Origin of the sequence: Lacrimispora sp. (assembly GCF_036758025.1) — a bacterium.
Taxonomy (GTDB): Bacteria; Bacillota; Clostridia; order Lachnospirales; family Lachnospiraceae; genus Lacrimispora.
On sequence record NZ_DAIOXM010000039.1, the window covers coordinates 1 to 21,114 of the forward strand.

19 protein-coding genes are annotated in these 21,114 nt (G+C 47.1%); all 19 read right to left on the reverse strand.

The genetic code is table 11. The features are described from left to right. Positions 1 to 624: alpha/beta fold hydrolase (locus V7M78_RS20890; protein WP_333652787.1), on the reverse strand; the 624-nt coding region annotated here is incomplete at its 3' end. Between the two features lie 11 nt (positions 625 to 635). Next, a complete protein-coding gene (locus V7M78_RS20895) occupies positions 636 to 1,001 on the reverse strand; it encodes a VOC family protein (RefSeq protein WP_333652790.1) in 366 nt (121 codons plus the stop codon). A gap of 162 nt (positions 1,002 to 1,163) precedes the next feature. Continuing rightward, entirely contained in the window at positions 1,164 to 2,453 is a 1,290-nt protein-coding gene (gene serS, locus V7M78_RS20900) for a serine--tRNA ligase (RefSeq protein ID WP_333652793.1), read from the reverse strand. Between the two features lie 129 nt (positions 2,454 to 2,582). Further along, a complete protein-coding gene (locus V7M78_RS20905; RefSeq protein ID WP_333652843.1) occupies positions 2,583 to 3,416 on the reverse strand; it encodes a pyridoxamine kinase in 834 nt (277 codons plus the stop codon). A gap of 67 nt (positions 3,417 to 3,483) precedes the next feature. Then, positions 3,484 to 4,071, reverse strand: coding sequence for an ECF transporter S component (locus tag V7M78_RS20910; RefSeq protein ID WP_333652795.1), 588 nt, complete (start codon positions 4,069 to 4,071; stop codon positions 3,484 to 3,486). A gap of 94 nt (positions 4,072 to 4,165) precedes the next feature. Further along, positions 4,166 to 4,816: a thiamine diphosphokinase gene (locus V7M78_RS20915; protein WP_333652797.1), complete on the reverse strand. Its 651-nt coding sequence runs from the start codon at positions 4,814 to 4,816 to the stop codon at positions 4,166 to 4,168. 37 nt (positions 4,817 to 4,853) lie between these two features. Further along, complete coding sequence (rpe, locus tag V7M78_RS20920; RefSeq protein ID WP_333652846.1) at positions 4,854 to 5,519, reverse strand: ribulose-phosphate 3-epimerase; 666 nt, start codon at positions 5,517 to 5,519, stop codon at positions 4,854 to 4,856. Further along, the gene (gene rsgA, locus V7M78_RS20925) at positions 5,519 to 6,397 is read right to left on the reverse strand and encodes a ribosome small subunit-dependent GTPase A (RefSeq protein WP_333652800.1); all 879 of its coding nucleotides are present in this window, start codon (positions 6,395 to 6,397) and stop codon (positions 5,519 to 5,521) included. Before rsgA ends, rpe begins: the two co-directional genes overlap by 1 nt. A gap of 41 nt (positions 6,398 to 6,438) precedes the next feature. Further along, the gene (pknB, locus tag V7M78_RS20930) at positions 6,439 to 8,592 is read right to left on the reverse strand and encodes a Stk1 family PASTA domain-containing Ser/Thr kinase (protein ID WP_333652803.1); all 2,154 of its coding nucleotides are present in this window, start codon (positions 8,590 to 8,592) and stop codon (positions 6,439 to 6,441) included. Further along, positions 8,589 to 9,332 carry a Stp1/IreP family PP2C-type Ser/Thr phosphatase gene (locus V7M78_RS20935; protein ID WP_333652805.1) on the reverse strand — a complete coding sequence of 248 codons (744 nt, stop codon included), beginning with the start codon at positions 9,330 to 9,332 and terminating at the stop codon, positions 8,589 to 8,591. Before V7M78_RS20935 ends, pknB begins: the two co-directional genes overlap by 4 nt. Positions 9,333 to 9,355: 23 nt before the next feature. Further along, positions 9,356 to 10,393 carry a 23S rRNA (adenine(2503)-C(2))-methyltransferase RlmN gene (rlmN, locus tag V7M78_RS20940; RefSeq protein ID WP_333652809.1) on the reverse strand — a complete coding sequence of 346 codons (1,038 nt, stop codon included), beginning with the start codon at positions 10,391 to 10,393 and terminating at the stop codon, positions 9,356 to 9,358. A gap of 11 nt (positions 10,394 to 10,404) precedes the next feature. Continuing rightward, on the reverse strand, positions 10,405 to 11,733 hold the full coding sequence (gene rsmB / locus V7M78_RS20945; protein WP_333652812.1) for a 16S rRNA (cytosine(967)-C(5))-methyltransferase RsmB: 1,329 nt from the start codon (positions 11,731 to 11,733) through the stop codon (positions 10,405 to 10,407). Continuing rightward, positions 11,726 to 12,445: a zinc metallopeptidase gene (locus tag V7M78_RS20950; protein ID WP_333652815.1), complete on the reverse strand. Its 720-nt coding sequence runs from the start codon at positions 12,443 to 12,445 to the stop codon at positions 11,726 to 11,728. Before V7M78_RS20950 ends, rsmB begins: the two co-directional genes overlap by 8 nt. Positions 12,446 to 12,559: 114 nt before the next feature. Beyond that, positions 12,560 to 13,507, reverse strand: a complete 948-nt coding sequence (fmt, locus tag V7M78_RS20955) for a methionyl-tRNA formyltransferase (protein ID WP_333652818.1) — start codon at positions 13,505 to 13,507, stop codon at positions 12,560 to 12,562. 2 nt (positions 13,508 to 13,509) lie between these two features. Next, positions 13,510 to 14,001, reverse strand: coding sequence for a peptide deformylase (gene def / locus V7M78_RS20960; protein ID WP_333652821.1), 492 nt, complete (start codon positions 13,999 to 14,001; stop codon positions 13,510 to 13,512). A 17-nt stretch (positions 14,002 to 14,018) separates the two neighbouring features. Further along, on the reverse strand, positions 14,019 to 16,247 hold the full coding sequence (priA, locus tag V7M78_RS20965; RefSeq protein ID WP_333652824.1) for a replication restart helicase PriA: 2,229 nt from the start codon (positions 16,245 to 16,247) through the stop codon (positions 14,019 to 14,021). A gap of 108 nt (positions 16,248 to 16,355) precedes the next feature. Then, positions 16,356 to 17,720 (reverse strand): UDP-N-acetylmuramoyl-tripeptide--D-alanyl-D-alanine ligase, encoded by a 1,365-nt coding sequence (locus V7M78_RS20970; protein WP_333652849.1) that lies wholly within the window; start codon positions 17,718 to 17,720, stop codon positions 16,356 to 16,358. Positions 17,721 to 17,932: 212 nt separating this feature from the next. Then, positions 17,933 to 19,405, reverse strand: coding sequence for a UDP-N-acetylmuramoyl-L-alanyl-D-glutamate--2,6-diaminopimelate ligase (locus V7M78_RS20975; protein ID WP_333652827.1), 1,473 nt, complete (start codon positions 19,403 to 19,405; stop codon positions 17,933 to 17,935). Between the two features lie 13 nt (positions 19,406 to 19,418). Further along, complete coding sequence (locus V7M78_RS20980) at positions 19,419 to 21,089, reverse strand: formate--tetrahydrofolate ligase (RefSeq protein WP_333652830.1); 1,671 nt, start codon at positions 21,087 to 21,089, stop codon at positions 19,419 to 19,421. Positions 21,090 to 21,114 lie beyond the last annotated feature (25 nt).

Genomic DNA, 21,114 nt, shown 5'->3' on the forward strand with positions numbered 1-21,114 from the left:
CTTCCTGCTATGGATAATATAGGTTCCGTGTCCCTCTCCCGGAAGAATTCTGAGATAACTGTTTTTTATCTTTGATGCCAGATATCTGGTGTGGTCTTCCCGGATCAAGTCCTTTTCTCCCGCAAGCACCAGAACCGGAATGGATATACGGCTAAGCTGCTCTCCAGTGATATGAGGTTCTTCCAGCATCATCCGGGTCTTGGGATCAGGACGGAACTTTTCCATCAAAGTAAAAAGCAGGAACCAGAAGCCTTTTAATCCCCTTGGGTCAGCATTGGCACCGCAGATCACCAACTTTGAAAAAAGACCGGTGTATTTGATAGAAGCTAAAAGCCCAATGATTCCGCCGTCGCTGAATCCGCAGTAAAGGGGCCGTTCCAGTTTTAAGGCTCTGATAAACTCCGCCACATCCTCTGCCATAACATCATATCCTAAAGTTTCTCCTCCGGAGCTTTTTCCATGGCCTCTGGAATCCAAGGCGTAGACCGTGTAATTCTGTTCCAGCAGCCTTGCTGTTTCATTAAAAATCCGGTGATCCTCCCCGTTTCCATGGACCAGAACAATAGCAGGACCATTTCCGGAGGCTTTGTAAAACAAGCGGACGCCGTTTACTTCAATATACACCTGGCTTCCCCTTATCTTTCCGGAACAATCTCAATCCAGTAGCCGTCAGGATCGCTGATGAAATAAATGCCCATGCCCGGATTTTCAAAACAGATAATACCCATTTCTTTATGCTTCTCGTGCCATGCATCATATTCATCGGTACGGAATGCCAGATGGAATTCACATTCTCCCAGATTATAAGGCTCTTTCCGGTCAGTGAGATAAGTCAGCTCCAGGGTAAATTCTGTTATTCCGTCGCCTAAATACACCAGCTTAAAGGAACCGTCTGATGCAGTTTTTTCCCTTACAGGAGTAAGTCCTAAGGCATCTTTATAAAACTTCAGGCTTTTTTCCAGATCAAGTACGTTAAAATTAAAATGGTTGAATTTAATCATAATGATATTCTCCTTTTCTCTTGACAGAACAGAGTGTTTCACCTTCATCATAACATAGGCATAAGGCTGTTTGTCAATAGATTTTCCTTCTATTCTCTATTATTGCCCCACAACTGGAGCGGGCCCGGTTTTTTCACAAAACCGGACCCGCTGTTTAATGGATTATTTAGTCGGTATAAGAGCCTTTTTCCCGCCCATATATGGCTGCAATGCTTCCGGAATCTTCACGGTTCCGTCTGCCTGTAAATTGTTTTCCAGGAATGCAATCAGCATTCTTGGAGGCGCTGCCACAGTATTATTTAAGGTATGGGCAAAATACTTTCTGCCATCTTCACCGTTTACACGGATTTTCAGCCTTCTGGCCTGGGCATCTCCTAAGTTGGAGCAGCTTCCCACTTCAAAATATTTTTTCTGTCTCGGTGACCATGCTTCCACGTCCACAGACTTCACCTTTAAGTCAGCCAAATCTCCGGAACAGCATTCCAGGGTTCTGACAGGAATGTCCAGGGAGCAGAACAAGTCCACGGTGTTCTGCCATAATTTTTCATACCAGTCCATACTCTCTTCCGGCTTGCAGACAACCACCATCTCCTGCTTTTCAAACTGGTGAATGCGGTATACGCCTCTCTCCTCCAGTCCGTGAGCGCCTTTTTCCTTACGGAAACAAGGGGAATAGCTGGTTAAAGTCTTAGGAAGAGCTGACTCAGGAAGAATGGTATCAATGAACTTTCCGATCATGGAGTGCTCACTGGTTCCGATTAAATATAAATCTTCCCCTTCTATCTTATACATCATGGCTTCCATTTCAGCAAAACTCATAACTCCGGTCACCACTTCGCTTCGGATCATAAACGGAGGAATGCAGTAAGTAAATCCCCGGTCAATCATGAAGTCCCTTGCATAAGAAAGAACAGAAGAATGAAGTCTTGCAATATCTCCCATGAGATAATAAAAACCGTTTCCAGCTACTTTTCTTGCGCTGTCAAGGTCAATTCCATCAAAGCTTTCCATAATGTCCGTATGGTACGGGATTTCAAAGTCAGGAACCACCGGCTCGCCGTAGCGCTGTACTTCTACGTTTTCACTGTCATCTTTTCCCACGGGTACGCTGGAATCAATGATATTGGGAATGGTCATCATGATCTTTTTGATTCTCTCTTCCAGATCCCGCTCCTTTTCCTCCAGTGCAGACAGGTGATCGGAAGCGTCGGTTACCTTTTTCTTCATTTCCTCTGCTTCTTCCTTTTTTCCCTGTCCCATCAAAGCGCCTATCTGTTTGGAAAGTTTGTTACGTTCAGCTCGCAGGTTATCTGCTTCCTGCTTTACACTCCGGTTTTCTTCATCCAGTTTGATGACTTCATCTACCAGCGGCAGCTTCCCATCCTGAAACTTTTTCCTCATATTGTCCTTTACGATTTCAGGATTTTCTCTTACAAACTTTAAATCTAGCATGGTATTCCTCCTGGTTTCTCCTCAATATTCTCTGCGTAAATAAGCCGCAGCATAATCTGCCGTTGATTATACTACAAAAAAAGGGCAAAGAAAAGCCCTTTTACGAAAATTCCCTCTCACACTCCGGCCTTACCGGCCAATGAGCTGGGAAAGAAGTTCCTCAAAACACACTCCATTTTTTACCGGAACATTTAATTCATCTGATTTTACAATGCAGCTTTTAACAAAGCCTGCCGCTTTCTTTGCCGCCTGCCTTAAGGGAATTCCCTTGACTGTCTGGGCTGCAATGATGGAAGAAAACACATCTCCTGTGCCGGGGCGTTCACACCCTACACGGAGAGTCCTTAAAAAACGGACGGTTCCATCCGCCTCTGCCGTCACATTGACCACATAGTTTCCTTCCCTTACGCCTGTGATCACCACTTCTTTTGGCCCCATGGCTCTTATCTCTTCTGCCATTTGAGAAAGCTCAGACCGTTTAAAAGCAGACCTGTACTCTCTGCCTGTCAGAATGCAGGCTTCTGTCAGGTTTGGAGTCACAATGTCTCCAAAGCATACCAGTTCCTTCATCCGGCTGCACATTCTGGGCGTATAAGTCTGGTAAGGCTTTCCGTGATCTCCCATAATGGGATCAATGATCACCTTTGTGGAAGGCATCTTAAATTCCTTTATCATATCAATGACAATGGTAATCTGCTCCTCTGACCCTAAAAATCCGCTGTATATCCCATCAAACTCCAAGTCCAGCTTTTTCCACTGCTCAATGTAAAGAGGCATTTTCTCCGTATAATCATCGAAAAAATAAGTAGGAAATCCGGTGTGGCTGGACAGGATGGACGTTGGAACCGGACAGCACTGAACCTTTAAGGCTGAGATAATGGGGAGGGCCACAGTTAAGGAGCAGCGGCCGTACCCGGACAAATCATTAATAACTGCAATTTTTTTCTGATGTTTTTCTGATATCATAATTTTTCTTTTTCAATTGGCCCGGCTTATGAAAGCTGGGGTTATAGGCATATTCTGTCAAGTGTCAAAGACCGGCTGAAAACAATCCCGCCCTGGTCATAGCCCTCCTGAGAGGCATATAAAGAACAACGGAAACAATGGTGGAAGTCACCGCATTGATGGAGGTGGAAGCCACATTCCATGCGAGGGCCAGTTCTGCCGCCGGTTTTCCCAGAATCAGCAGTTTATAATAATAACCGACCAAAGGATCGAAAATTACATTAAACAGCAATCCTCCCACTGTACCGATGATGGTCCAGGTCATAATGTGTTTTCGGTCATGGGATTGGTTGATTCGCCCTAATTTATGTGCCAGAAACCCCGTTATCAGGCCAATACACAGTTTCAAAATAAAGGTTTTCGGGGCATAGAGAACATATTTAGGATCTAAAAGATCCCCGATGGTCATTCCGATGGCTCCTCCCAGACCTCCATAAAGGCCGCCTAACATCAGAGCACCTAAGACGCAGACTGCATTTCCCAAATGGATGGAGGTGGCATCGCCTCCCGGAAGATAAATTTTAAACTGCAAAAAGGTAAACACGACATAGGACATGGCTGCAAACAGTCCGGTCAGTGCCAGTTTATAAACTTTCTGATTGCTGTGATTCATTGGTAATTCCTCCCTTGTGCTTTTGTGTTTCTTATCTTAGCACTTAGGTGGGTTGATATAAATATCCAGTTTTGACATTTCAAACCATGCCAGTTTAATCGTGAGATTCCACACAGATCAGGATTCCGGAATCAAATTCTATGGTTCCCTCTTCCCCAACCAATTCATTACTGATACAGAGGCTTGTCCCTATGTCAATGTCCTTTTTATAAAGAGGATACTTAAAACCGGTCAGAGTAATCCCTTTCACTTCCCCGCTTAAAGGCAGAAAGGAGATATATTTTCCCATGGCCTCATTACGGGAAAAGGAACGCCCCTTATCCAGTATAGTGATCCAGTTTTTTTCATCTGCAATGGCCGCTTCAACGCCCCTTTTTAAGCAATCATAAAGCAAGTGGAGATTGCCCAGAAAGTGATCCAGCCTTCCTCCGGTGGCCCCTAAAAGCACAAGCTTTGTACAGCCTAAATTGATGGCAGCGCTGATGGCAAGTTCTGTATCTGTGGCATCCTTTTCCGGCTTATGGACTTCCCACATGATCTCGTCAGGACTGTTTTTATATTCCTCCAGGACCTTTGGATCTATGGTATCGAAATCCCCGGCAATGACATCCGGTTTTAAATGAAGCTTATGGAGGGCTCCAAGCCCTCCATCCACTGCGATCACCTTATCAAATGTTCTTGTCTCTAAAAATCCGCAGGCAAACTCATAGTCCATGGTGCCTCCGGTCACGATCAAACCTGTCATTTCCTTATGTTTCTCCCTGCGATCCGGATATGAAGAATCAGCCTTCATACTCCTTAAATATCTCCAAAAATGCCTTTGTATTGGCAGTTACATCTCCATTGAAAACAGCGGAACCGGCCACAAATATATTGGCACCTGCTTCAATCAATTCTCTCACATTTCCGCAGGTCACGCCTCCGTCCATCTGGATATCCGTCTCAAGGCCCCGTTCCCTGCACATGTTTCTTAAGGCTCTCACCTTTTCTGTTGCATAAGGGATGTACTTCTGCCCTCCAAAGCCCGGGTTGACAGACATGATTAAGACCATGTCCACCTCACTGAGAATGTGCTCCAGAACAGATATGGGGGTTGCCGGATTTAAAGCCACTCCTGCCTTTGCCCCTGTTTCCTTGATCTGATTGATTGTACGGTCTAAATGAGTACAGGCTTCTGCATGAACACAGATCAAATCTGCCCCTGCTTTTCTGAAATCTCCGATATACCGTTCCGGCTTCTCCACCATCATATGAACGTCAAATACCAGGTCCGTACAGCTTCGCAGACTGCTGATAACAGGCATTCCAAAGGAAATGCTGGGAACATACAGTCCATCCATCACATCCAGATGGACATAGTGGGCTCCCGCCTCTGCGGTTTCCATCACCTGTTTTCCCAGATTTTTAAAATCCGCCGCCAATATGGAAGGGGCTAGTTTAAGCATAATCAATATCTCCTTTTCTCTTTTAATTCCTGGTATAAAAGCCTGTAATTTTCGTACCGGCTGGGGCTGATCCCCCCCTCTTTCACTGCGTTCTTTACGCCGCAGGTGGTTTCTCCTATATGGACGCAGCCTAAAAATTTACACCCTTCCTCATAAGGTTCAAATTCCGGAAAACAGTCTTTTAGATTGAGGCAGTCCAGATCCTCCATATACATGGAGCTGAAACCCGGCGTATCCATCATATAGGTGCCACTGCCCATGTCAAACAGCTCTGAATGCCTTGTGGTATGTTTTCCTCTTTGAATTTTCTCACTGATACATCCCGTTTCCATTTCAGCCTGGGGGCAGAGCAGGTTTGTGAGAGAAGACTTTCCCACTCCGGAAGGACCGGCTAAAACAGTGGTCTTCCCCTGTACCAGACGGCCTATTTCCTCAATTCCCCGGTTTTCGCAGGCACTGATAAAATACAGAGGATACCCGGCCCTTTCGTAAATATCCCGAAGGGCCTCTATCTCCTTGCTTCCAATTAAATCAATTTTGTTAAAACAGATTTTTACAGGAACCTCCTGTACCTCCATCATGACCAGAAACCGGTCCAACAGATTTAAATTGGGCTCCGGCTGGGTAATGGAAAACAGGACCAGAGCCTGATCCACATTCGCCACGGCTGGGCGGACCAGGGCATTTTTCCGTGGAAGTATCTGATCCACATTTCCTTTTTTTTCCACATCGTCAAGAATGGAAAATTCCACATCATCTCCCACCAGAGGTTTTATATTTTTATTTCGGAAAATGCCTTTTGCCCTGCATTCATATAGATTTCCGTCCGTACCGTGGACGTAATAAAATCCTGCGATTCCTTTCAAAATTTTTCCTGTCATATATTATTCCCTGTGATAATTAATATCATATTCGAGTTTTATCAGCTTTGGGGAACCGGAATGAAGGTAACTGGATAAGAATTGATCACCTCATTGGTTTCCACATTTACGATTTCTACTGTGCCGCTTGTGACGCCGTAAGCGCCTTCTATGTTTTTAAAGGATACGGGCAGCATCTGGTCCCCTGTCATGGTGACAGGTCCCATCAGTTCCCTGACCTCATCCCTTCCGTTTACGTTCTGTCTCAGCTGTACCTTTAAGGTGAGCTGGGTGCTGCCGGAACCAGGGCCTATGATGCTCTGTAAGGAGTAGGATTTTTCAATGGAAGCCAGATATTTGTACTTCGACTGCTGGGCTGTACCGCTGCTTATTACAAAGCTGACTGCAGTGCCTGCTTCCACCTGCTTTCCTGCCTCCACGGACTGGCTGATTACATTCCCCCACTCTACCGTTTCAGAGATTTCTTCCGTAACAGCTCCTGCCAAAAGGCCCACATCGGCCAGCATTTCAGCCGCTACTTCTTCCGTATGCCCGGTAATTTTCGGAACAGTAACCGGGTTGACCAGGGCCGGGCCGCTGCTTGCTGTCAGAGTCACTGTTTCCCCTTCTTTTGCCTGGGTTGGGCTGAAGCTGATCACATATCCAGCTACCACTGTGTCGCTTTCTTTCTGTTCCAAAGTCACTGTCAGGCCTTTGTCCTCCAGAAACTTCTTTGCAGCTTCCCCTTCCATATTTTCCAGACCAAGCTGGGTCAAATCAATGGCTACCTTCTCCGGTCCTTTGCTGATCACCACGAAAACCGATGAATATTTATCAACTATTTCATTTTCTTCCGGCTGCTGGGAGATGACATCTCCCTCATCCACAGTATCAGAAAATTCATAATCTGTGATCTTCATATAAAGGCCGCCGATGTCCTTTAACTTCTGCTTTGCAATTTCTTCATTCAGTCCCAGCACGTCAGGAGTCCTTACCTGCTTATCGCTTAAGGTTTCTTCTGTCGATATCTCCGTTGGGGTTTCACTTTCCTCTGAACTGCCGGAGCGGAACAGGCCGCCCACTCTGGAGAATACAAAAATCAACACTGCCACAATAATAACAGCCACGACAATACCTGCAGCAGTCAGCAGTTTCTCAATTTTAGGGCTAATATCCTCATCTTCCTCCTGCTCCTGTCTCCTGACTTTTTTCCTGTCAGAAGCAGGACGGTTTCCTCTTTCTCCGTTTGGCTCCTGTCTGCGCACCGGACTCACATTTAAGGGCTTATCTGGCTGATTTCTCCGGCCTGACCGGATCTGCTCCAGTTCCGGTTTCCCAATGATCACAGTCTGGGAATCGCTTACCTGGGGAGGAGCCTGAACAAAGTCTCCATCCGGGTTTACCAGCGCCTTCCGCAAATCCGCGATCATCTCCTGCATGCTTTTGTAACGGTATTCCGGCTTTTTCTCCGTACTCTTTAAGATGATGTTCTCAATGGCTACGGGAATGTTCTCATTATAGAAGCTGGGCGGCGTAATAGGATCTTCCAAATGAGCCAGGGCAACCGTTACTGTATTTTCTCCCTGGAAAGGAACCCTGCCTGCTACCATTTCATACATGGTGATGCCCAGGGAATAAATATCGCTTCTGACATCGCTGTAGCCGCCTCTTGCCTGTTCAGGCGATATGTAATGGACAGAACCAACAGCCGTTGCATTCATAGTCTGGGAAGAAACAGCTCTGGCGATTCCGAAATCCGCCACCTTTACCTTTCCGTCTCTGGCAATGATGATGTTCTGAGGTTTAATATCCCGGTGGATAATTCCCTGTTCATGAGCCGCCGCAATTCCCTGTGCAACGGATATGCCGATGCCGATGGCTTCCTTGCTGTCCAGACAGCCTTTTTTGGAAATATAATTTTTTAAGGTAATTCCTTCGATCAGCTCCATGACAATATAGTGAAGGTCCCCATCATCCACAACGTCATAGACATTGACGATATTTGGGTGGGAAAGACGGGCAGCCGCCTGGGCCTCCATTTTAAACTTGCTGACAAATCCGCTGTCTGAGCTGAATTCCTCTTTTAACACCTTAATAGCAACAGGACGGTTTAATTTATGGCACAGGGCCTTATATACATCTGACATGCCGCCGGAACCGATCTGCTCCAGTATTTCATATCTATCCTGTAAAAATGCTCCTGGTCTTAAGATCATAAGCTTACCTCCCTGCCAATTTGAGGATCAATCAAAACAACCGCAATGTTGTCTTTTCCTCCATTGTCATTGGCCACTGTAATCAGTTTTTCTGCCTTTTCAGGCAGCTCCAGTTCTGAGCAGATAATTTCTTCCATCTCAGCAGCCTCAAGCATATTGCTGAGTCCGTCGGAGCACATGAGTACATAATCTCCAGGCTCCAGGCTGACTTCAAAAAAATCAATCTCCAGCTTATCTTCCGTACCAACCGCTCTTGTTATAATGTTCTTTTTTTCCAGATAGTTCCTGCTTCCCCGCTCCAGCTGGCCCAGGGACACCATTTCCTCCACGAGAGAATGGTCTTTTGTGATCTGTTTTAAACGGTTTCCAACCACATATAAACGGCTGTCACCCACATTAGCCACATACATGGTGGTTCCATCCACTACTGCCGCAACCAGGGTTGTTCCCATTCCGGTCAGTTCCGCCTTTTTCATAGACTCCTGATACAGCATGGTGTTAATCTTTTGTATCCCTTCTTTGAGAAGGGGAATCGTTCCCGGCTCTGTGGTCTTCTTTATGTGTTCCACCAGATTTTCAACAATGTATCTGGAAGCGTAATCTCCGGCCTGATGGCCGCCCATGCCGTCTGCGACTAAAAAAAGATTGGGCAGGGCCCCCACAGACTCTGTTGTGGCATAGACATAGTCCTGATTGGCCGTCCGGACTCTTCCGGTATCCGTCATAGCGCAAGCCTTCATCGTTTCATCTTCACTTTCTTTTTTTATTCAGCATTCAAAAAACTTTTTCTGAGCTGTCCACAGGCCCCATTAATATCCCGGCCCATTTCTCTTCTTATAGTAACATTAATTCCGTTTTTTTCAAGAAGATTTTTAAAAGCTTTTATTGCCTGGCCCTCTGACTGGACGTAATCCCGCTCCTTAATTGGGTTTACAGGAATCAGATTTACGTGCCCGTGGTGGTGCTTTAAAAGGGCTGCCAGAGCAGAGGCTTCCTCCAGGTTGTCGTTGACGCCCTTTACCAGACTGTATTCAAAGGTGAGGCGGCGCCCTGTCTTTTCAAAATAAGTCCTGCAGGCAGACAGCACTTCCTCCAAGGAATAGCGGTTTGCCACAGGCATCAGGGATTTTCTCACCTGGTCATTTGGCGCATGAAGGGATAAGGCCAGAGTGATCTGAAGGTTTTCTTCTGCCAGCTTTAAAATTCCCGGGACAATGCCGCAGGTGGATACGGTGATATTGCGCTGGCTGATATTAAGTCCGTTCTCATCCGTAAGAAGCCGGATGAACTGAACCAGATTGTCGTAATTGTCAAGAGGCTCTCCCGCACCCATGACTACCACATTGGAAACCCGCTCTCCCGTCATCTTCTGAATCCGGTAGATTTGGTCCAGCATCTCGGAGGGGAGTAAGTTTCTCTCCAGTCCATCCAAAGTAGAGGCACAGAACCGGCATCCCATGCGGCAGCCTACCTGAGAGGAAATACAGACCGAATTTCCGTGCTTATATTTCATCAGCACGCTTTCAATCACATTTCCGTCGGAAAGGCCGAATAAGTATTTTCTCGTTCCGTCAATGGCGGAAATCTTTTCCTCCACAACAGTCAGAGATGTATATGCTGCCGATTGCTGGAGCTTTTCTTTCAAAGCCTTGGAAAGATTGGTCATTTCCTCAAAATCAGCCGCCAGCTTCTGGTGCATCCATTCATAAAGCTGCTTTGCCCGAAAGGGCTTTTCACCTATGGATACCATGTAGGATGTCAGGTTTTCCATATCCAGAGATTTTATATCTGTTTTTTCCATTTAATAAGAGCCTACCTTTTTTGAAATGCCGCAATAAAGAATCCATCACAGGGATGAATTCCCGGCAAAAGCTGTATATATCCATGCTTCATGGTGGGGGAATCCAGTTCCTTTCCCAGCTTACCCTCCAGGTTTATGCCGTCAAAGGGAAACTGCTCCAAAAACCATTTCACATTGTCTTCATTTTCCATTTTATCTATGGTGCAGGTGCTGAAAATCAGCTTTCCGCCGGGTTTTACATAGGACTGGACGACTGAGAGGATTTCCCGTTGGAGGACTGCCAATGATTTCAGTTCTTCCGGTGTCATCCGGTATTTGATATCCGGCTTACGCCCGATAATTCCAAGCCCGGAACAAGGCAGGTCTGCAATCACAATATCCGCCTTTTCAATAGAATCCTGGTCCAATACAAGAGCATCCTGTACCTTTGCCCGTATATTTTGAAATCCCGACCGCTCCATATTTTCCTGTACCATGGCGATTTTTCGGTCGCTTAAATCCCGGACCTCCACCATGCCGGTGCCCTGAAGCTTATCGGCTATGTGAAGGCTCTTTCCTCCCGGCGCACCGCAGACGTCAATGCAGAAATCTCCTTTTTGGGGGTCTGCGATTTCCCCAACAAAACTGGAGCTTAAATCCTGTACCTGGATATATCCCTTCTGGAATGCTTCCACGCTCTCCAGGTAATCATACTGCTCCAAATACAAAATCCCGTCCGAAATGCCGGATTGGGACACTTTTACTCCCTGATTTTCCAGGCTTTGAAGAATTTCTTCCTTTGAGGCCTTGGCAAAATTGCAGCGGACGGTGGTCACGCTGCTCTTTAAAAAGGATTCCATCATAATGCCTGCTGTTTCCTTCCCGTAAGCCTCCTGCCACATGGATACAATCCAGGAGGGCATGGAGTAGCGGATGGAATCATCAGGCCAGCTTATGCTTTCTTTATTTCTGGAAATATTGCGCAGAACTCCGTTGACAAAACCCTTTAAGCCTGAAAATTTCCGTTTTACTGCAAGCTTTACCGCCTCATTGCATACGGCGGAATCAGGAACCCGGTCCATATATAAAAGCTGGTAAACCGACATCCGCAAAATGGTGCGGATGACCGGCTTCATCTTCTTTACTTTCACACTGGAAAAGGAATTGATCACATAATCGATCTGGAGCAGATATTCCACTGTTCCGTCTGAAATACGGGAAATAAATGACCGTTCCGTTTTATCCAGATATTGGTATTTGTTAAGGGCCTGGCGAAGGACCAGATGGCTGTAATTGCCCCGCTCCAGAATTTCCATCAGGATATCCAGCGCGATCTCCCTGCTGTCCGTATCCTTAGTCATCGCTCCGCCTTCCTCCAAACAGGATCATAAGCCTTAAAAGCTGGAGTACTGTTGCTGCCAAAGCAGCCACATAAGTAAGGGCCGCAGCTCCCAGCACCTTTCTCGTATATCCCAGTTCCTGATCGCCTAATATCCCGGTCTGGCCCAGCAGAGTCACTGCCCGTCTGGAAGCATTGAATTCCACCGGCAGGGTTACAAGCTGGAAAAGAACAGCCAGGGAAAAGAGAATCAATCCCACATTTACCAACGGAGAGCCCATCCCTCCTATAATAACTCCCAGAATAATAATTGGAAATGCCATCTGGGAACCGATGTTGGCTGCCGGAACAATAGCTGCCCGAATCCTTAAAGGTACATAACCGTTTTGGTCCTGCATCACATGGCCGCACTCATGAGCTGCTACGCCCACTGCTGCCACGGAGGTGGACCCATATACAGAGTCTGATAAATTAACCGTCTTGGTTCTGGGATCGTAATGATCCGTCAGACGGCCTCCCACTGACCTTACCTGCACATCATAAATGCCCTGGGAATTAAGCAGACGCCTTGCCGCCTCCGCTCCCGTCATCCCGGACATGCTGCGTACTTTTGAATATTTATTAAATGTACTGCTGACCCTGGCAGAGGCTATCATGGACAAAACTGCTCCAATGATGACCAATATCCAGGTCGGGTCCATATAGTATCCCATTCCCATCATACCGTAAGGCATAATCAAACACTCCTTTCTATACCCCTCAGGGGGTCCTCTCTTTGCCCTTTGGGCAAATTTGACTTATTCTGCCCATGCTTTCCGGGCATAGCGGTATACCCGAAGGGTGTTTCTTTACTGTCCGTCCGAAAGCCGCTTCAAAACAGCGCCTGCTGAAACCGGATAACCCCTTAAGAAGGCACCCACATCCATCCGCTTCTTTCCCTGTAGCTGCAATTCCTTAAGAGATAAGCTGCCCTTTCCTGTCTTTATAATCAAACAGTCCCGTCCAACCTCTGCGACCTGGCCGCAGACTCCTTCATATTCTTTTTCCAGCGCTGTTGCTTCCCAGAGCTTTATTACCTTTCCATCCCAGCTTGTGTAAGCGCTGGGCCAGGGATTTAAGCCCCGGATGAGCCGTTCAATGGATACAGCATCCATAGACCAGTCAATATCTCCCATGGACTTTTTAATCATTCCAACGTAACAGGCCATTGAATCATCCTGAGGGGTTCTCATTGCCGTCCCCTCCTCTAATTTCTTTAAGGTCTTTAAAATAAGCCTTCCGCCGATTTCACTGAGCTTGTCATGAAGGCTTCCGCCTGTTTCTTTTTCATCCAGAACAATGGCTTCCTGATCCAGCATGTCACCGGTATCCAGGCCCTCTGCCATCATCATGGTGGTAATTCCGCTTTCCTTATCCCCATTTACGACCGCATGCTGGATGGGAGATGCCCCCCGGTACTTAGGAAGCAGGGAGGCATGAATATTCACGCAGCCATATCTGGGAATATCCAGTATGCTCTTTGGAAGGATCTGGCCGAAAGCCACTACCACGATCACATCAGGCTTCATATCTGCAAGAAGGCTGACAAACTCCGGTTCTCTGGCCTTGACAGGCTGGTAAACGGGCAGTCCGTATTCCAGGGCCTTTTCTTTTACCGGCGTCATCTGAATTTCCTTCCCTCTCCCCTTTGGCTTATCCGGCTGGGTGACGACAGCCAAAACCTCATGGCCTGCATCCACCAGGGAAACCAGAGCGGGAACGGAAAAATCAGGAGTTCCCATAAATACAATCCGCATATTTATTCTTCTGCCTCCATTTCTTCCTCTTCCAGAGTCACATCCTCTAATTCGCCCTCTACCTTATCCACGTATAATTCTCCGTTTAAATGGTCGCATTCATGGCAGATGGCTCTGGCTAACAGACCCTCGCCTTCCAGCTCGAAAGGCTTCATATCCTGGTCAAAAGCTCTTACCTTCACATAATTAGGCCTTGTTACAATCCCTGACTTTCCAGGTACGCTGAGACATCCTTCCGCCCCGGTCTGGCTTCCGCTGGTCTCCAGAATCTCCGGATTGATGAAAACATACTGGTTTTCGTCATCCGCGTCAATGACTACAATATTTTTTAAAATCCCCACCTGGGAAGCTGCAAGGCCTACCCCGTTGGAATCGTACATGGTATCAAACATATCCTCAATCAGCTCTCTGATTCTGGGTGTAACTTCCTTTACAGGCTTGCACTTTTTTGTTAAAATTTCATCTCCAATGGTTCTAATCTTTCTAATTGCCATGTTTATTATCCTCTCGTTTATGAAAAATCATATTGAATCAGCACCTGGTCAAATAAATCCCTGCGTTCCTCTGAAAACCGGTCAATGCTGTCCCTGATTTTTATTAGTATATCATAGTTTTCCTGTTTCAAGTATAAAATTTTTCTATAGATATCATTAATTTTGTAAACGCTCGCTTCCGCAGGACCGATGATCTGAACCGTTTCCTTTTCCGCCAGAGGGCCTGCAAACCGGGCTGTCTCTAAGGCGGCCTCCGTCAGAAGCCTCTCGTGGCGGGAGGAAAGCTGAATGGTTAAAAGTCCGCTGGCAGGCGGATATTTCATAAGCTTTCTGTATGCCATCTCATGTTGGTAAAATGCCTCATAGTCCTGGCCGGCAGCCGCCGTAATGCTGTAATGGTCCGGATTATAAGTCTGGATAACCACATCTCCCGGCCGGGAATCCCGCCCCGCCCTTCCTGCCGCCTGGGTCAGAAGCTGAAAGGTTCTTTCCCCGCAGCGGTAATCGGGAGTATACAAGGACAAGTCAGCTGCCAGAACTCCCACCAGGGTCACATTGGGAAAATCGTGCCCCTTTACGATCATCTGGGTTCCGATTAGGATGTCCGCTTCTCCCTCAGAAAATGCAGACAGGATTTCTTCATGGCCTCCCTTTTTGGAGGTGGTGTCAAGATCCATGCGAAGAATTCTGGCTTCCGGGAACAGCTTTTTCGTCATCTGCTCCACCTTCTGGGTCCCTGTTCCAAAATTGGCAATATAGGGAGAACCGCAGAAAGGACATTTATCCGGCATTGGAATCGAATGATTGCAGTAATGACATACAAGGCGGTTGTTTTTGTGAAGGGTCAAAGTTACATCACAGTGAGGACAGCGGATGGCCTCTCCGCAGGAGCGGCAGGACACGAAATTGGCATAGCCTCTCCGGTTCATGAACAGCATAATCTGTTCTTTTTTTTCAAGACGGTCTTCCATCAATGCCTTTAACTTCCTGCTGAAAATGGACTTGTTTCCTTCCTTTAATTCCTGTCTTAAATCCACCACTGAAACGGCTGCAAGGGAGCTGTCTTTTTTTGCCCGGGAATGAAGGGTAAAAAGCCGGTATTCTCCCCGGAGTGCTTTCGTATAAGCTTCCAGGGAGGGGGTTGCTGATCCCAATACCAGGGACGCATGCTCCATGGAAGCCCGTTTCTCAGCCACCTCCCTGGCATGGTATCTGGGCACTGTTTCACTTTTATAGGCTCCTTCATGCTCTTCATCTATGAGAATGAGCCCAAGGCGGGAAAAAGGGGTGAACAGGGCCGAACGGGGGCCGATCATAATATCCACCTCTCCGTTTCTGGCCCGTTCAAACTGATCGTACCGCTCTCCGGCCGACAAACGGGAATTGATGATGGAGACCCGGCTGCCAAATCTTCCGTAAAAACGCATAACAGTCTGATAAGTCAGGGCAATTTCCGGTATGAGGACAATCACCTGCTTTCCATCCTTTATAACCTTTTGAATCAGCTCCATATAGACCTCGGTCTTGCCGCTTCCCGTGATGCCGTGGATCAGATAAGTGCCTCTTATATTTTCCTCGTAATCCTTACAAAAGCTGTCTGCAGCAGCTTGCTGTTCTTCATTTAATTCCACCCCTTTGCCCGATATCTTTCCAGACTTAATGGGGTTTCTGTAAACTTCCTCTGATTCCAGGCCCGCATATCCTTTTTCAATCACAGGTTTTAAGGCAGCAGGGGACAGATTCAATTGGTTTGAAGCAATCTCATAGGGAATGACCGGATTTTCCAAAAATGCCTGGAATAAGCGGACTCTGGCCTTGTAATTCTTTTTCTCGGCTTCTGCCAAAACTTTTAAAAGTACTTCCCTCTCCAAAAGACAGCGAAGCACTCTTTTTTCCCTGGGCTTTACCTTCTGTTTTACCGGAAGCACGGTTTTTAAGGCCTGATTCATGGTAGAGCCATACCGTTCCTTCAGCCACCAGGCCAGAGAAATAAGCAGAGACTCGGCTGAAATTCCATCAGCCGGAACCTCTGCAATTTCCTTGATTTTATCCCTGTCATACTCCGCATGATCGGAAATGCCCACCACATACCCCTTCCTCATGGAATTTCCCTTTCCAAATGGGATGAGGACCAGGGTTCCTACAGTTACCTCATGGGCCAGCCTTTCGGGTATCCGGTAATCAAAGGTCCGGTCTACCTTTTCATGGGAAATATCAATGATGATCCGGGCAAATTGTTCTGCCATCTTTCTCCTCCATCAGTCTGTATGTCATGAATCTGCGCCAGGGCTTCCTTTATTCCTGCCCATGCTTTTTGGGCATAGTGGTATGCCCGAAGGGTGCTTCTTCCTGTTTCAGTGAAATACTGCAGCCACCGAACCCAGGTTCATGCTGTTAGAGCCCTTAAACAGGACACAGTCGCCCTCCCTGAATTCTGTCTTTAAGTAGGCCGTAAGGGATTCCAGATCCATAAACTCCCGGGTCACAATGCCGGGGGCCTTTTCCTTCACCGCCCTGACAATTTCTTTTGACAATTCTCCAAGAACCACCACCAGATCAACCGGATGCTCTGCTATGTATTCCCCGATCTCGTAGTGGAATTCAGGGGATTTTTCCCCAAGCTCTTTCATATCAGCCAGCACAGCGATTCTCCGTCCTGCCTTTGCAATCGATCCCAGAACCTCCAAACCTGCCTTCATGGAAACAGGGCTGGCATTGTAAGTGTCGTCAATAATGGTCATGCCATTTGAGTCATAAATCTGCTGGCGGCTTTTAAATCCTGTAAATTCTTCCAGCGTTTTTGCAGCTTCCTCCATGGGAATGCCGGACTCCCTTGCCACAGCCAGAGAAGCCATTGCATTTAAAACATTGTGGCTGCCCATAACACTTAATCTCATAGGAACCCGCTCTGTTCCATGAACTGCCGTAAAGGCTGGAAAACCTTCTGCCAGATGGACATCCTCTGCCCTGTAATCACTGTTTTCCCCTGTACCGTAATAAATGGTCCTGCAGCCTTCTTTTGCCCTGATGTCCTTTAATAGCGCGTCATCACCGTTTAAAATGAGAATTCCGCCTTCTGAAAGTCCGTCCTGTATGGTCAGTTTTTCCCGGAGAATATTTTCCTTGGAGCCAAGCTGTTCAATGTGAGTCACTCCTATATTGGTGATAACTGCCATCTGTATTTTAGCAATTTTTGCAATGACCGTAAGCTCTCCCGGCTCGCTCATGCCCAGCTCTATAACTCCGATCTCATCCTTTTGTGTGATTTCTGACAAGGTGATGGGAACCCCCACCTGGCTGTTGTGGTTCCCCGGTGTTTTAAAGACTGTAAGACGGGCAGAAAGGGCGCATGCCACCATTTCCCTGGTAGTAGTCTTTCCCACGCTGCCTGTAATTCCCACTAATGGAAGGCTGAGACGGTCCCTGTAATAGCTTCCCACTGCCTGAAGTGCCTTTTTTGTATCCTCCACACGAATCCATGGCTTTTCTGAGTCCATAGAATCATGCCGGCTGGTCAACACAGCCACTGCTCCATTTCCGAATGCCTGATCGATAAAACGATGGGCATCCACCTTTTCCCCAATTAGGGGAACAAACAGATCATTTCCCTTCATGTTTCTGGAATCAATGCTGATGTGTTCCAGAACTGTATCTTCACTTCCGCAAAGCAGTCTTCCTCCTGCAGCCAAAAGGATTTCTTTTACTGTCATATGTTCCATCATTTCCTCCGTTTCCGCCCACGTTTTCCGGGCATAATGGTATACCCGCAGGGTGCTTCCTCCGTTTCCGCCCACGTTTTCTGGGCATAATGGTATACCCGCAGGGTGCTTCCTCCGTTTCCGCCCATGCTTTCCCGGCATACAATATGCCCGCCTGCCGTGCAAATGCCGAAAGCCCGTTACTTAACGGCCTCCGGCATTTTATTTTAATCTCAGTCTTCTTTCTTTAAATCCTCAACTGCCAAAAGTACTTCTTCCCTGTCGGAAAAATGATGGCGCACTCCATTGACTTCCTGGTAATCCTCATGGCCCTTTCCGATAATGGCAATCATATCTCCGGGCTGGGCATGGGAGATGCTGTATCGGATGGCCTCTCTCCTGTCAGGAATCTCAATAAAGGTTCCGCCTGTCTTTTCCATGCTTCCCCTTATATCTGCAATAATATCCTCTATCTTTTCAAATCTGGAGTTATCCGCAGTGATGATGGTAAAATCCGCCAGCCTTCCTGCGCTGTCTCCCATGGAATACCGTCTGTCCTTAGATCTGTTTCCTCCGCACCCAAAGACACAGACCAGACGCTTTGGCTGGTAATCCCGAAGGGTGGTGAGAAGGCTTTCCATGCTGACCGCATTGTGGGCATAATCCACGATTACAGTACATGTTTCAGAAGAATATACGATTTCCATCCGCCCGTTTACGCTCAAATGCTCCAGACCATGACAGATGCAGTCTTTTGAAAGCCCCAAAAAGCTTAAGACACTGACTGCTCCAAGGGCATTGGCAACATTAAACCGCCCCGGTATATTGACCCGGACAGAAAGCTCATAAATCCCCTTTACGTCAAATTCCAGACCCACAAAATCCGGCTGGGCCACATAGCGGATATTCTCTGCCTTAAAATCTGACCCCTCCTGATCCACGGAAAAGGAATGGATTTTGCAGGAAGCATCCTTTGTGACTTCTTCCCAATGTTTGTCATCCTTATTTACGATTCCCACTTTGCAGCAGTTGAAAATCCGTGATTTATAATAAAGATATTCTTCAAAACTCTCATGCTCATCCGGGCCGATGTGATCCGGTGAAATGTTGGTAAATAAACCGTAATCAAAACAAATTCCATCCACCCGGTGCATCTTAAATGCCTGGGAGGACGCCTCCATAACCATATATTCACAGCCAGCCTCAGCCATGCGGCTGAAGGCTTCATGAAGCTGATAAGATTCCGGTGTGGTATTTACGGTAGGGGTTACTTCCTGGCCAATGACGATTCCAGTGGTTCCGATCATGCCCACTTTCTTTCCACAGGCCTCCAAAATCGTTTTAATCATGTGGGCCGTGGTGGTCTTTCCCTTTGTTCCGGTTACTCCTATGGTCACCATTTTGCGTGCAGGATAGCCGAATCTGGCAGCAGATAAAAGGGCCAGAGCCTCTCTGGCATTATGTACGAAAACAGCCGTAACCCCTTGGGGGAGCTCTGTTTTCTGTTCCACTACAAAAACCGTAACCCCGGCCTTCGCCGCCTCCGGTATAAAGTCATGGGAATCGATTTTGGTTCCCTTCATGCAGACAAAGACAGCGCCTTTCCGTGCTTTTCTGGAGTCGTAAACCACCTCCTCAACTTCCGTATCAAGGCTTCCCTGGAGCAATTCATAATTTAAGTCCTTAAGCCATTCTTTTAATTTCATAGAAACCTCCATGTTAGAATAATCCGGTGATTACTCCCTTTTCATTTACGTCAATGCTGTCTGCAGCCGGTTTCTTCGGAAGTCCGGGCATAGTCATAATGGCTCCTGTCAGGACCACCACAAAGCCTGCGCCTGCGGATACGTATGCATCCCGCACACCAATGGTAAAGCCCTCCGGCCTTCCAAGCTTGTTCTGGTCATCGGATAAGGAATACTGTGTCTTAGCCATACATACAGGCAGATGTCCAAAGCCCATTTCTTCAAATTTTCTGATAGCCTTTAAGGCTGCCGGGACATAAGAAACTCCGTCGGCTCCGTAAATTTCCCTTGCCACCGCTGCAATTTTATCCTCCAAGCCCATTTCATCAGGGTAGAGAGGGGCATAATTGCTTTCTTTGTTCTCGAGGGTATCCAGAACCTTCTGTGCCAGCTCTGCTCCGCCTTTTCCGCCTTTTTCCCAAACCTCTGATAAGGCGAATTCACATCCTCTGTCCTGGCAGAACTTTTTCACAAATTCGTATTCTGCCTCTGTATCAGTCACAAAGGAGTTTAAGGTAACAACGACAGGAACACCGTACTTCTGCATATTTTCAATATGCTTTTCCAGGTTGACAATTCCCCTGGAAAGAGCCTCTAAGTTTTCTTCCTTCAGCTGGTCCTTGGGCACTCCGCCATTGTATTTTAAAGCACGGACTGTTGCAACCAAAACAACGGCAGCCGGCTTTAATCCAGCCTTTCTGCACTTGATGTCAAGGAATTTTTCCGCACCTAAATCAGCTCCGAATCCGGCCTCTGTCACCACAATATCGGCCAGCTTCAAAGCTGTCTTTGTAGCACGCACACTATTGCAGCCGTGGGCAATGTTTGCAAAAGGTCCTCCGTGTACCAGGGCTCCTGTATGCTCCAAAGTCTGAATCAGGTTTGGTTTTAAGGCATCCTTTAATAAAGCAGCCATAGCACCCACTGCATTTAACTGGGCAGCGGTCACAGGCTCTCCATCATAATTATATGCCACGATAATCTTTCCCAGCCGTTCTTTTAAATCATTGATATCATTTGACAGACAGAGGATTGCCATGATTTCTGATGCAACAGTGATGACAAAATGATCCTCTCTCACAAACCCCTCTGCCTTGGAACCCAGACCGATGACAAGGTTTCTCAAAGCCCGGTCATTCATATCAAGACAGCGTTTCCAGAGAATCTGACGGGTGTCAATCCTCAACACATTACCCTGATGGATGTGATTGTCAAGCAGTGCAGCCAGCAAGTTATTGGCAGAAGTAATGGCATGAAAATCCCCTGTAAAATGAAGGTTTAAATCCTCCATAGGCACCACCTGGGCATATCCGCCTCCGGCAGCTCCGCCTTTGATGCCAAAGCAGGGGCCAAGAGAAGGCTCTCTCAGAGCAATGATAGCATTTTTGCCAAGCGCTCCAAAGGCTTCCCCAAGGCCAACGGTTGTTGTGGTCTTTCCTTCTCCCGCAGGAGTGGGGTTAATGGCAGTCACTAAAACCAGCTTTCCGTCAGGACGGTCCTTGACCCGTTCCCAAAGCTCATCAGAAAGCTTTGCCTTGTACTTCCCGTAAAGTTCTAACTCATCCTCTTCGATTCCATAGGAAGCAGCTACTTCCTTGACTGGTACCATTACCGCCTCCTGGGCAATTTCAATATCTGTTTTCATTTTATGGACCTCCCTTTTATGTAAA

Excerpts from the sequence above, each read along its gene's own strand:
- V7M78_RS20895 (WP_333652790.1), bottom strand. The coding sequence starts at position 1,001 with ATGATTAAATTCAACCATTTTAATTTTAACGTACTTGATCTGGAAAAA.
- serS (WP_333652793.1), bottom strand. The coding sequence starts at position 2,453 with ATGCTAGATTTAAAGTTTGTAAGAGAAAATCCTGAAATCGTAAAGGAC.
- V7M78_RS20910 (WP_333652795.1), bottom strand. The coding sequence starts at position 4,071 with ATGAATCACAGCAATCAGAAAGTTTATAAACTGGCACTGACCGGACTG.
- V7M78_RS20915 (WP_333652797.1), bottom strand. The coding sequence starts at position 4,816 with ATGACAGGTTTGATCGTGACCGGAGGCACCATGGACTATGAGTTTGCC.
- rsgA (WP_333652800.1), bottom strand. The coding sequence starts at position 6,397 with ATGACAGGAAAAATTTTGAAAGGAATCGCAGGATTTTATTACGTCCAC.
- pknB (WP_333652803.1), bottom strand. The coding sequence starts at position 8,592 with ATGATCTTAAGACCAGGAGCATTTTTACAGGATAGATATGAAATACTG.
- V7M78_RS20935 (WP_333652805.1), bottom strand. The coding sequence starts at position 9,332 with ATGAAGGCTTGCGCTATGACGGATACCGGAAGAGTCCGGACGGCCAAT.
- rlmN (WP_333652809.1), bottom strand. The coding sequence starts at position 10,393 with ATGGAAAAAACAGATATAAAATCTCTGGATATGGAAAACCTGACATCC.
- rsmB (WP_333652812.1), bottom strand. The coding sequence starts at position 11,733 with ATGACTAAGGATACGGACAGCAGGGAGATCGCGCTGGATATCCTGATG.
- V7M78_RS20950 (WP_333652815.1), bottom strand. The coding sequence starts at position 12,445 with ATGCCTTACGGTATGATGGGAATGGGATACTATATGGACCCGACCTGG.
- fmt (WP_333652818.1), bottom strand. The coding sequence starts at position 13,507 with ATGCGGATTGTATTTATGGGAACTCCTGATTTTTCCGTTCCCGCTCTG.
- def (WP_333652821.1), bottom strand. The coding sequence starts at position 14,001 with ATGGCAATTAGAAAGATTAGAACCATTGGAGATGAAATTTTAACAAAA.
- priA (WP_333652824.1), bottom strand. The coding sequence starts at position 16,247 with ATGGCAGAACAATTTGCCCGGATCATCATTGATATTTCCCATGAAAAG.
- V7M78_RS20970 (WP_333652849.1), bottom strand. The coding sequence starts at position 17,720 with ATGGAACATATGACAGTAAAAGAAATCCTTTTGGCTGCAGGAGGAAGA.
- V7M78_RS20975 (WP_333652827.1), bottom strand. The coding sequence starts at position 19,405 with ATGAAATTAAAAGAATGGCTTAAGGACTTAAATTATGAATTGCTCCAG.
- V7M78_RS20980 (WP_333652830.1), bottom strand. The coding sequence starts at position 21,089 with ATGAAAACAGATATTGAAATTGCCCAGGAGGCGGTAATGGTACCAGTC.